Origin of the sequence: Paenibacillus sp. FSL R5-0519 (genome assembly GCF_037974275.1) — a bacterium.
GTDB lineage: Bacteria > Bacillota > Bacilli > Paenibacillales > Paenibacillaceae > Paenibacillus.
Genome location: NZ_CP150234.1, coordinates 1,618,566 through 1,630,753, shown reverse-complemented (window position 1 = coordinate 1,630,753; position 12,188 = coordinate 1,618,566). Strand labels below are relative to the sequence as shown.

The window sequence follows — 12,188 nt, the reverse complement described above, 5'->3', positions numbered from 1 at the left end:
AGCTAAGTTCTACTGTCTGCTACTGCTCAAGTTTTCTCTTTTTGAGAAGGTAGATCCCAGCAACCAGAATAAACCACACCGGCGTGACAAACAGTGCAACACGCGTATCCTCGGCCAATGCCAACACCACCAGCACAAACGCCAGGAATGCCAGAATCAAGTAGTTCGAAAACGGATATAGTGGCAGTTTGAAGCGGCTGCGACTCGCCAGTTCCGGCTGAGTACGACGATATCTGAGATGACAGATCACCATGATGCCCCAGACAAAGATAAAGCACACGGTAGACACGCTCGTGATCAGCGTAAATACGCCTTCTGGCATGATATAATTCAAAACAATCGCGATCAAAATAACAATCGTGGAGAAAAACAGCGCGTTGGAAGGAACCTTCCTTCTATTCAGTCGTGCAAATGACTGGGGTGCGTTGTGATCCTTTGCCATGGAGAACACCATACGGCTTGTACTGAAAATGGCACTGTTACAAGCCGAAGCAGCAGACGTCAGCACCACGAAATTCACAATCCCGGCGGCGGCCGCAATACCTACAGCTGCAAACACCTGTACGAACGGACTTTCAGTGGGCACAATGGCATTCCACGGGTAGATACTCATGATAATCAGCAATGCGCCAACATAGAAAAGCAATACCCGAATCGGAATCTGGTTAATTGCTTTTGGAATCACCTTCTCCGGGTTCTCTGTTTCCCCCGCTGTGAGCCCCACCAGTTCCATGCCTACAAAGGCGAATACCACCATCTGGAACGATATGATGAACCCATGCATTCCATTCGGGAACCATCCCCCATGACTCCACAGATTGGTGAAGCTCGCTGGACCCTGATCCGTTGTAAAACCTTTGAAGATCATATATAAACCAACAACAATGAGTGCAAGAATAGCCACAACTTTAATCAGGGCAAACCAGAATTCCATCTCCCCAAACAACTTGACCGTTGCCAAGTTCATAATTAGTAAAATGACTAACGCAATTAACCCTGGCATCCACTGAGGTACATTCGGAAACCAAAACTGCGTATATAAACCAACGGCCGTAATATCAGCCATGGCAATGGAGATCCAACAGAACCAATAGGTCCAGCCTGTAATAAATGCCGCCATATTTCCCAGGTAATCACGCACAAAATCGACAAAGGAATGATACTGCAAGTTACTTAACAGCAGCTCCCCCAATGCACGCATGATCAGGAACAACACCACACCCGTAATGATGTAGGCCAGCAAGATGGATGGCCCTGTCAGTTGGATCGTTTTGCCTGCTCCGAGAAACAGACCTGTACCGATCGCACCACCGATCGCCATCAACTGCACGTGCCTGTTCTTTAATCCCCTTGTTAATGTTTCTTGCTGCATGATCAACCACCACTCTCTTTCTGCAAATGCTCTCTACGATGCAAAATATTATTACTCATCATATAATAATCTGCCCAGAATACATATCCCTCTTTATATATTTTTTTGCACAGCAAAGAAGCCACCTTGTAAAAGGTGACCTCTGTTTATGTACACGTTTATCATACATACCTAATAAAATATATTAAAATATAAACCAAGCTTAGAACGGCAACGACTAAAAAGGCAATGGCTAATGAACGTTCGGTTTTCCAAACTCGAATAGCATTAGCAACACTAATCATCAATAGGGCAATCAAGTTAATATTACCCGAGTTTGCTTGGAACATGTTAAAAACGATCATCATAAATCCTACGATCCAGATTAACAAAAACCACAGTGGAGTTTTCCGAAAAAGCTGCTTCATTATGATTTACTCCTTATATATTAAATTGGTCTGTTTATAAGATATTCTTCAAAAAGGAGAGAAATCCCTTTATTTAGGTTATAATACCAAATAATCAATACTATATAGACCAATTTTAAGCATCTTCACAGTAAAAAGGGCTCCCGATAAAGGCGCCCTCTGGTTGTTCAACAACTATCTTTGCTTATAAAACTCGTGATACAACTTCATTAACGCTCGTTTCTCAATCCGTGATACGTATGAGCGTGAGATGCCAAGTTCCTTTGCAATTTCGCGTTGAGTTCGTTCCTCCCCGCCTGCTTCCAGGCCAAATCGACCGATCACAACTTCCTTCTCCCGGTCATCCAGGATATCTAGATTGCGATAAATTTTGCTTTTTTCAATCTTGAGCTGTACCCGATCTACAACATCATCAGCTTCTGTGCCAAGGATATCGATCAATGTAATTTCATTAACACTAAATGGTTATCTGTGTTTATAACTCTTAAGAAATTATTCCTCTTCATTATAAAGCAAAAAGACCCTGCCGTCATAGCAGGGCCTCTCCTCTTAGCTGGCAATCTTTCCACCAGCCTTTTTAGCTTTGTAGTCAATATAGGCTTTTTCAATGGATGCCCTGATCTCATCACCAGTAACGGAGATGCCCAGCGCCGCAAGTTTCTCACTCGCATAAGTGTACGCCTCGCTTAGTTTCCGATCGCCTTCGTATGTCTTGTAGATTGTCTCAGCCCACGCAAATGCTTCAGCGCCAATCTTGTGCAGCTTATCGCGGTCTTCCGTCGTTGTTTTAGCCTCGTAGTATGCCTTCGCTTTAACTTTAATTACATTAATAGCGCCGATGATTACAATCGCAACCAATCCAAACAGAGCATTTACAATCGTATCAATATAAGGCTTGGCGTTTACCATAATGTCTTCCATGTCACTCACTCCTTAATTTTTAGGGTATATTTCAACTCTGCTTGGTATCGTCTTATCCCAGAAGATACGTGCGTCCAATAGCTTCGTTAGATCACGGGCTGTAACGTATCCCACACCATCTATGTTCATCGTCTCTACCGCTTCACCGTTGATCGTTACTTTTCCCTTGGTGTAGCCAATACGACCACCAATCAACTCACCGATCGGTCTGGATGGCACCCATGTTGTGCCCTTCACATTGTATCCGGTGTACGTTGAACCGGCAGCAGTGTGAACGGTAACGCTCATCTCTGGGTATGGCGTGACTTTAACCGGTTCCTGTCCGGGCAAGGTTGGTGCCTGAACATCGAATGGTACGCCCAGATATTCGCAGATACCTTGAGCAACCGCCAAGGCAACGCGGTTCTGGAAGTCGTCTTCGAACAGTTTCTTCTCTTCCTCCGGATTACTAATAAACCCAACCTCCAGCAGTACTGCATCCATCTTGGTGTCGCGGATTACTGCGAAGTTTCCGTACCGTGCGCCCCGATCCTTGAACCCTGTGGCTGCCAGCATGTGTCGTTGCAGAACTCCGGCCAGCGGAGCGCTTGTGGTGCGGTTGTAAAACGTCTCTGTGCCGTTGGCGGAAGATGATGCAGCGTTGGCATGGATAGAGATGAACAGATCTGCCGGCATCTTGTTAGCGACACTTACACGTTCCTTGAGTTCTAAGAACACGTCAGTACGGCGTGTCAGGTTGACCTGTAGGTTCGGGTTGCCTTTCAACAATGCATCCAACTTAATCGCCATCGTCAGATTGAAATCTTTCTCCTTCTTGCCTGTCGTCCCTATCGCTCCCGGGTCCTGATTTCCGTGTCCGGCGTCAATGACTATTCGTTTTTTCGCCATCTTTGAGTACCTCCGTATGGTGTATTTGTTTGCAAGCTGGGCATAAATACTCGTCGCCCAGGATGATAAGTAGAAACCGTTTGAATGTTTCACTCTTTCCTGCGGTTTTTCGTTCAAAGTGATCACACATGGTTCCAACCCCAGTCCCTTCATAATGATTTCTTGGTTCTTCATGATGATCATCTGGTTGTGTACGAACGGCTTAATTTCTGAGTCGTCATGAAACATCCAAGGTATGAATCTCTTCAGACGTGACTTCATCTTCCTTTGTTTGAGAATCAAAAAAACGACCGTTCCCGCTGTCGACAGCGTGAGGCCGTTTTTCACTATTGCATGTGAGATTTCCAAAAGTATGTCGTATAGCATCGTCCACTCTCCGATAGAGCAGTTTATCTCTTACTTCTGGTCCGCAGAATATTGATACAAGGTGTAGGGTTTCGTCTGATACGACGGATTCCTGGTACTCGTCTTCGTCCATTTCTATCATCGTCTCACCTCAAATAGTAAAAGGACCCGGGATGCTTTCCCTGGGTCCTAACGGGTGTATGCTGTTACGTGGTGTACCTCTATTTTACCACATCTAACACGGGAATAAACCATCATTTCAAAGGAATTCCGGCTTCTTCCATGGCTTGATTGACTGTCATGTAAATGTCATTGATTTTGTACTGCACCTCTCGCAGTTGATCTGTCTTCTGCTGAGCGGTCAGATCTTTATTGGCTTGGATATCACGCTTTTGCTTACTCAGCAAGGACAAGCGTTTATTGTATGAGCCAGCTCTGGTTGTTGTGATCATATCCGTCAGGCGCTGGTCATACCAGGTTGGTAACTCAGCCTTACCATCTTTAAAGTCTTTTTCTGCCTGAGACATTTTTTCTTTGTAATCATAATAGTCAGCAGACAGTGTATTGGAAAACTGCGGATCAACAATAAAGCTTTTCAGCAGCGTCCCTTTAATGTCGCCTTGTCCGGCGTCTGAAGTCAATGGAAGCAACAATCTGGCAGGATCACCACCATATGACCGGATCAGGTAATCAATTTTCTTCGGTGACATTTTGAGATACTGAGCTAATTCGATAGCGACTTTTGATGTACGCTCATCATAACGATTTACTGGCGAGTTACCTTCCAGCGCGCCTGACTCGATTGGTCGGCCAGCATAATCTACGTTTGCACCAACAGCCATGAATGGAGACAGTACTGTTGAGTTGACTCCACCGATGATCATTTCACCAAGTCCCTCACCTCTTGTGAGCGGAGCTGCTACACCTGACAGTTGCGGCGGCATGAACGCATTGACTAATGCCTCTGCAGAGCCCTTGAATGCTTGTGGATCTTCATAGTAAACAGATTCCAATATATCTGCAAATAGCGCACCCATCGCTCCATATTCCATTGGAATAGGAACTTTGTTGAACTTGCCATCTTCATTCTTGTTCAAAATCAGGTTTCTGTATTTCTCCCTGGCTGGCAGTTGCTCATAGTCCGGATCGCCATAGTGGTTAGCCAGTTCCAAAGCTTTCGGGATCATGATCGATCCAAACACCAATGCAACTGTCTTGACTGGGTGATTCTTCCACTGAGACACAAATCTGCGCAACCCTTGCATAGCCGCGTTTGAATACGGTACAAACTTCTCTACCTGAGTAGAAATGTCACCACGGCGGCTAAAGTTTGTTGTAATCTCCCGAGATTCATTCAGTGCTGCTGTAATGTTTTCTGGTGTTCTGTCATTGCCTCTGCGTCTGAGCTCGCCCTTGTACGCCGCGATCCGGTTAACGTTCTCGCCGACATCACCGAATTTAGCCAATGCTTTAAATGGTGCAGCCACGGCTTTTCCGGTTGTCTTGGCGATGTTCTGAGGTGACAATATCGGATCTCTATTCATCTGTGATACGCCTCTTTTTAGACCTCTGTCCCCACGCAAGATGGCGGAATAACCACCACCAACACGACGATACTCTTGAGCAAGCGACCGAAGACTCTCTACCCCAGGAGTTCCTTTAGGCAACGTATCCGCAATAGAACTTATCAATGCGTGCCCCAAATCAACCATATGCATGGCTGGATTCTTGGATTGGATCAGCGCTTGTGGCGTATCCATGAAGAACCCTTTGACTGCGAACATCGGCGCAAATGGGCCAGTTGCTGAATATTTAGTAGCTGTACTCAGCTTGCCGATGGTATCCAATACAACGTTAGAAACCTCTGTGCCCATACCAGACAAGGCTTTAACAGCTTCGGGATCATGAATTTTCAGATATACCGGTTCGCCTTTGTACATCGCTCGAATAACGTTATCCTCATCCAAACGTGTACGGTTAAACAACTTGTTGAAATCGTCATTCAGCATGTTCATGAAATCAAGTTGATCGCCATCTGAAAGTACTTGTCGCAAGTTTGGTTGTCCTTTAGGAGCCTGTACAATCTCGGCAATGCCTTTGAATGATTTCGGATTTTCGCGTACGGAATCTACCAAAGACTGCATAGCACGATTGCGCAACGATGCATTTACCCACGCTCCAGTAGATTCAATGATTGAACGGCGTGGGTCAACGATATTACGTACAGATCCAGTTGGGCTCACCTCTTTAATCGGAGCTTTTTGACCTGAGAAAGCATTGCTTTGTTTCATAGTAAATGGTTGAGAGTATTTCTCCGAAAGGTTGAACTGGCGTTGCATCGGAGTGTAAAACGGTCTCTTCTTACGCATTGCATTAAATGATGCAGCGGAGATAAGTCCTTCATCAACTCCATAAACCTTTAACAAATTCTCTGTGAATCTATCCCAGTCTTTTGCTATATTTTTGAACTCCGGATTTCTTAAAAGCATATTATCCATCTGTTTTTGTAGTTTTTCAGGAGTCATGTTCAGATTCTTCGCATAGACCATTTCGTTGTTCAGTAACCGAGTTTTAGCATCTCTTTGAACCAAATAATCAAGGAATCTCTTCGTTTGACCACGCGGCACCTTATCGAATATTTCCTGCAAACTCTCCCCAATAATACGCCCTTGTGGGTCAACGAACTTGTCACTGATAATCGTGTTAGCAATGTTGTTAGCTCGGGAGGCATCCATTGACTGGTCGTAAGCTTTCCTACTTATCTTTTTAACTGGGTCCAAATAGTCAATATTCTTATGATAAGCCGATCGTGCAGCAGCGTTAACCTCTGCTATAGTCCCCTGAGTATCCCGTCTAATGTTACTACCGACAATCTGGTCCTCGGTGCTGATCGGGTTACGGCCAACTCTTCGATTGTTACCAAATGGAGATATACCCACGCCGCCATTACCAAACAGATTGGTAAACCAGTTCTGCTTTGTAGCATTGGCTGCTGATTGGTAATCATCAGCATAGTTTAACGGCGCATCCGGGGTTGCTTCTGGAATCACATCGTCCACTCGTTGTGCTGGAGATGGCTCTACTACACGTCCAGGGCGACTGGTTAAGAAGCTATCTGATCCCTGTCCAGATTCTGCTGTCGGAATACCTTGTTCTGCTTGGTATCGTTTAACCGCTTCTGTGCGTGGGTTGACTGAGTTCCCCCCGGGATTAATCACCTCTGGGTCGCTGACACGAGTAGGGCGGTCAAATGTCAATCGTTCTTGCGTGACCTTAGCATCGTCGGCAACAGTTGGACGTGGCATCCGATCATCCAGACTCTTGACTGGTAGCGGTACGCCGTACACATCTCTTTGCGCTTGATTAGCACGCGCACGTTGCATCAGATCTGGCGTGATCTCGCGCTTGGTTGTAGCATAGGCACGGTCAATCAGTTCAGACAATCCCGGGTCGCTACGATCAGCCATCGTTGCCCATAACCCCTCAAGCTCTTCGGCTTCGCGTCCTGGCGTAAACTGGGTTTCGTTCGCAATACGCATCAGGTTTTCGAACTTCTGGCGGTATACGTTGCTTACCTGTGCCAATCGTCCAGTTGTAGGCGCAGCCAGTTGACCTGCTGGGAGTCCGAGTGGTTCAGGTGTCCAGTTGGATGGATTCACGATTGGATCGTTCCCTGCGGCTGTCTGCCCCCGTCTTTGTGCTGCGCTCAACCGCTCGTCACCACGACCAAGTGGTAGCGCCAAGATTTCCTCTGCCTGGCGCACACCGTTGTTTCCTTTGAGCTTGGTCAATGCGTTACGCAAGCCGACGCCGATTCCTGCTACGAGTAGATCCCCACCAGCACCCAACCCAGCGCCCAGAGCGGCGTTTCTTAGCACGTCGCTATTGCTGTTCTGCCCTTGGATCAGTCCCATTGCTGTGTTGCTTACAGCGCCAGTAGCAGCGCCACGCATGGCCGTTTCTGCCACTCTGTTTGCTGTGTTCGGGCTAATGCGAGGTAGCACCTTTCCGATACCGCCGCCGACCACGTTCGTCAGAGTGTTGCCCGCTCTGGTCGCCATCAATCCGTTGGCTGCTTTCCATGGCGCTGTGATCAAGTTACCACCGCCTGCAGGGTTGAATCCTGCGCTGAGGATACCACCAGCAATACCAGTGATGTCGGCCACCCTGTCTGCTGTAGCGTTGCCTGTGGAGCCAGGAGCCATGGATGGACCACCGAGTAGCATGCCGCCGCCTGTACCAACTGCGCGGGTCACAAAATTACCGACGTTGTTCCCGTAAGTAATATCATTCATTAAGTTACTGAACGGAGATACAAAGTCAGCAAATTTGCTCTTAGCAGCACTGTCGGCTATCTTCTGTTTGTTGATCTCGTACTGGCTCGGCTGTGGTGGGATAGGCGCTGGATTAACGCCAGTCGCCTGTTGGTACGTCTGAATCGCCTGCGGATTACCTGCAAGCGATCTGCCCAACGTCGAATTCATGTAAATGTCTGAACCGGGTTGAGTAAGCGCAGGCGGCAAGGCTGATTTCAGGTCGTTCATGGACTTTTGATTGGCGAAATAGCTTTGCACCGCCTGTGTCCGTGGGTTAATTGGCGCGCTTGGTTGTTGTAAGCTTAGCGTACCGTTCATTGCTGATTCACGTATTTGCATTGCCTTCTTGCGCTGTTCCTCCGAAAACTGTTCCAGCCTCGTCGCCATGAGCCTACCTCCTTAGTACCATTTGTTTTTGTCCCAGAATTGCAACGCTTTAACTGGGTCGCCGTAGCGATCTTTTACATATTTCAATCCTTGTAAGGCTTGTTGATTCGGATCACTCCAGTTCACTGAGCTACCGCCGTAATTCTTACGGGTACTGTCCAGAAACTGAAACAACCCGGCCGCGGAAGATTTAGGATTCTTCGCATTCGAGTTAAAACTGGACTCCCTAGCTACCAACTCCAGCGCAGGTTGTAGCCAGCTATCGGGGTATCCAAGTGCTTTGATGGCGTTACTAACCGCCGCGCTTGCTGTAGCATAGTTATTTGGGTTTGCCTTTGCGTCCTTCACTGCTTTGTAATAATTGTTGTAGGAAAGGGCCCCACCAGTCCCGTTGGATGTGGGGCTGGCTACTTTCCCGCAGTGTTCGCCCCTGTTGGAGTGGGTGTTGTGATGTACTTCTTGTCGAATTCTTGAATTTCTTTCGTGGTCAGTCCCATGGACAACATGACCTGATCATCCTGACCTTGAGGCAGACCGTATCCAGCGACCTGCTGATAGATCTGTTCTCGGGTTGCTGCGTCCTTAGGTGGTGCGTACTTCTCAGTGGTTGGGTCGATGTATTGTGACTGCAATGCACTCAGCACTTGATTGGCGTTCATGCCGTTGTACTCCGCTGCTGGTGCATTGCCAAGACCAAGCCATGCGCGTGAGTTTTCGTCGTTGCTGATGGCCAACATGGCGTTTCGATATGCACTATCATCCTGTTGAGAAAGCTGCTGGAGAGCATAGTTAAGACCAAACTGAGTAGCATTCTGTTCAAACTGAGCTGACCATTGGCTATCCGCAACTGCATCACGCGCTTGCTGGTAAGCAAATTGGTCTGCTCGGAATTGATTGTCAACGCCTACCTGCTGCTGGTTGAATGCTTGGTTCTGTCCAGCCAGACTAAGTGGTGCGTTCGGATTAGCTGCCTGTCTAGCCAGACCAGTCCAATCGTTCTGTGGTGTAATGATACGTCCAGATGCATCCATGTACATGCCAGCTGCCGCTAGATTCGCCTGTCTGTTACCCAGATCTACTTGTTGCCCCGCCAATGTGCGGATACCTGGATTAACTTGTGCGGCATTCGAACGACTTACATTAGCGCCATATTGACTTGCATCTATGCCCATACCCGTTAATTGGTTACGAATGAAGTCAGCTTGTTTACTTAGTGCCGATCGATCCTCTGCCGTAATCCCTTTCGTCTCTGCCTGTTCCTTGAGACTAAGAAGGTTATTGATTGCATCACGCGCTTCAGTAGGAAGGTAGTTTCCAGTAACCTGTGCTTCCTGCAACGGATTCTGGAAGTACTCTTGGTTCTGCAAACCGTATTGGTTTGTGAGATTCCCAATCGCATCCTGACCCACACCATAATTCATTTGCTGTACCTGCAGATCTCGATTCGCATCATCGTTATAACGTTGGTATGCCTGTTGCATCAGCTGTGGTACGAGGTTATTGGCGATGCTCTCCATGGCGCTGTTGCCAAGGTTATTCGCTACCGTTTCACTCCAGGAAGATTTTCCTTGGCCTGTTGCTCTTAACCCTGCGTTGGTGTCCGCCTGCTGGTTCATGACATTCTTTTTCGCTTCAGCCAGCTGTGCTTGGTATGCAGGGTCCGTGTTTTGGTCATATGAGAAGGCATCAGGTCTGTTGAACTGAAACTGTGATTGGTTATTTATAAAGTTGTCGATCTTGCCAAGCGTGGCTTCGGTACGACTACCAGGCACCGCAAAATTATTCTGCGCAGTCGTCGGGTTTGCTTGCACATTAGCCGCCGCTTGTGCCATCGGACTTTGGTATCCTAGGTTGGTGTTGAGGTACTTCGTTTGTGCTCCAACGTCCAATCCTTGTTGTTGCCGGTTCGTGATCGTCGCCAATGTTCGGGCAATCTCGCTTTGCCGATAAGCATCGTTGTTCTTAATCTGCGCCTGATTCGATGCGATCCCTTGCCGCCCTGCTGTGTTGGCTGTGGCGTAGTTGATGCCGCCATTACCGAGAGCAGGGTTTGATTTAACGTTTGCGGCAGCCTGCGCCATAGGAGACTTGTTTGTGGTAACCGTACCCGTAACGCTTGGGATGGAGGATGCTACAGCACCAGTTACGGCATAAGGATCTTTCTTCTTCACCACGGTTCCTGTTGTCTCTACAACCATGTTGCACCTCCCTTTTAATAGAAAAAGGACCCCGTTTGGAGTCCTCAGTTAATTTTATTTCAACGCAGCCAGTTGTTCTTCTTTCTCTGCGATCCACTCTTGATACATTTTAATTTTTGAATTCGCATAATCAATAGAATCTTGATATGCGGCAGCTTCATCCGGTCTCTGTTCAATAATTTTTTTGTAAGATTCCAGTCTCGCTTCTTCTTTAACGATAGATTCTTTATATGATGTAATGAGCTCATTCAATTTAACCGGATCTTTTGCAATTGCATCTCTACCAGATACTACAGGCTTCTTGTTCATGACTATCTCCTTGTCTTTCATACTCACGTCATATCCAGCAGCCTCTGCTATTGATCTTGTAGGCGAATAGCTTTTACCCTCGACAATAATCGCAGTGTCCAACACTTGACCATCAACTTTAATAACAGTCTGGCCCTGAATCTTTTTACCGATTAACGATTGAATATCATCCGCGAAAGCTGCCCCAGCAACCGTGAATAAGGCACCAGCAAGGAATCCGGCAATGTACTTTTTCATGTAAGCTCTCCCTTATACCATTTTCCACCAATATACCACAGCTTTCGTGACAAGATATCCTTTTTGCTCCAAATCGTATCAACCGCCCTCCAAAGCTTCAATACGATCAAAAATCTCTCTCAATTCGTCTCCTAGAGTTCGACCTGGATTGTTAGCATACAGCACATCCCAATTATCAAAATTCATTCTTGGTGTATTGATAAATATCGTCCCGCTACTACCAAGGTCTAATGCCCCTAAACCATATAATTCAAGCGAACCTAAAACCATATCAATTCGCCCTCTTAGAATTCCGTTCTGCATAAACACCAGCGAGGGAGAACCGCCATAGTTAGGATCTATTGTTATATGATTATTCGCATCATTAAACGCTCCAAACACATTCCCTGTAGCGCTCATCTCACAACGTGGGAAGGCGTTACGGCGGGTAGCGATGTATGAGCCGAATATCTCAACCGACTCAATCAACCCAGCTACGATATGCCCCAGGTTAGCGCTGATAGCGGATAGTTCACCAACATCGATCTTGTCGGCTACTACTGCGCCTGCTTGGATCTTATCTGTCGTGATTGATCCTGCTTGTAGCTTCTCTGTGGTGATCGCCTCTGCCTTGATGCTGCGTGCTTCGATGCCCTCAGCCCGGATGTTGTTCACGTCCAGAGTACCGTTGATCATAAAGTCGATATCCTGTAGGCTACGTGCGATTTTGTTGATGTTGTCTTTCAGATAAGCGCTCACTTCCCCAAAATCATTAAACGTTGGTGGGTTTCGGAATGCTGGTGCTACATCTTGAATTCCCATGGTACCT

At 47.0% G+C, this 12,188-nt stretch carries 9 protein-coding genes and 1 pseudogene; all 10 read right to left on the bottom strand.

Annotated features, from left to right (window positions below):
• Positions 1-19: 19 nt before the first annotated feature.
• Positions 20-1,372, bottom strand: coding sequence for an amino acid permease (locus tag MKY73_RS07295; RefSeq protein WP_339306565.1), 1,353 nt, complete (start codon positions 1,370-1,372; stop codon positions 20-22).
• A 161-nt stretch (positions 1,373-1,533) separates the two neighbouring features.
• Positions 1,534-1,779 (bottom strand): hypothetical protein, encoded by a 246-nt coding sequence (locus MKY73_RS07290; protein WP_339306564.1) that lies wholly within the window; start codon positions 1,777-1,779, stop codon positions 1,534-1,536.
• Between the two features lie 174 nt (positions 1,780-1,953).
• A pseudogene (locus tag MKY73_RS07285) lies at positions 1,954-2,232 on the bottom strand (sigma-70 family RNA polymerase sigma factor); the annotation flags it as partial.
• A 96-nt stretch (positions 2,233-2,328) separates the two neighbouring features.
• Complete coding sequence (locus MKY73_RS07280) at positions 2,329-2,700, bottom strand: phage holin, LLH family (RefSeq protein ID WP_339306563.1); 372 nt, start codon at positions 2,698-2,700, stop codon at positions 2,329-2,331.
• Positions 2,701-2,712: 12 nt separating this feature from the next.
• A complete protein-coding gene (locus MKY73_RS07275; RefSeq protein ID WP_339306561.1) occupies positions 2,713-3,588 on the bottom strand; it encodes an N-acetylmuramoyl-L-alanine amidase in 876 nt (291 codons plus the stop codon).
• Positions 3,589-4,187: 599 nt separating this feature from the next.
• Positions 4,188-8,636: an LPD38 domain-containing protein gene (locus MKY73_RS07270; protein ID WP_339306559.1), complete on the bottom strand. Its 4,449-nt coding sequence runs from the start codon at positions 8,634-8,636 to the stop codon at positions 4,188-4,190.
• A gap of 12 nt (positions 8,637-8,648) precedes the next feature.
• A complete protein-coding gene (locus tag MKY73_RS07265; RefSeq protein WP_339306557.1) occupies positions 8,649-8,984 on the bottom strand; it encodes a transglycosylase SLT domain-containing protein in 336 nt (111 codons plus the stop codon).
• Positions 8,985-9,043: 59 nt separating this feature from the next.
• The gene (locus MKY73_RS07260; protein WP_339306555.1) at positions 9,044-10,834 is read right to left on the bottom strand and encodes a hypothetical protein; all 1,791 of its coding nucleotides are present in this window, start codon (positions 10,832-10,834) and stop codon (positions 9,044-9,046) included.
• 54 nt (positions 10,835-10,888) lie between these two features.
• Positions 10,889-11,380 (bottom strand): hypothetical protein, encoded by a 492-nt coding sequence (locus tag MKY73_RS07255; protein ID WP_339306554.1) that lies wholly within the window; start codon positions 11,378-11,380, stop codon positions 10,889-10,891.
• Between the two features lie 78 nt (positions 11,381-11,458).
• The gene (locus MKY73_RS07250; protein WP_339306553.1) at positions 11,459-12,181 is read right to left on the bottom strand and encodes a hypothetical protein; all 723 of its coding nucleotides are present in this window, start codon (positions 12,179-12,181) and stop codon (positions 11,459-11,461) included.
• Between the last annotated feature and the right edge of the window lie 7 nt (positions 12,182-12,188).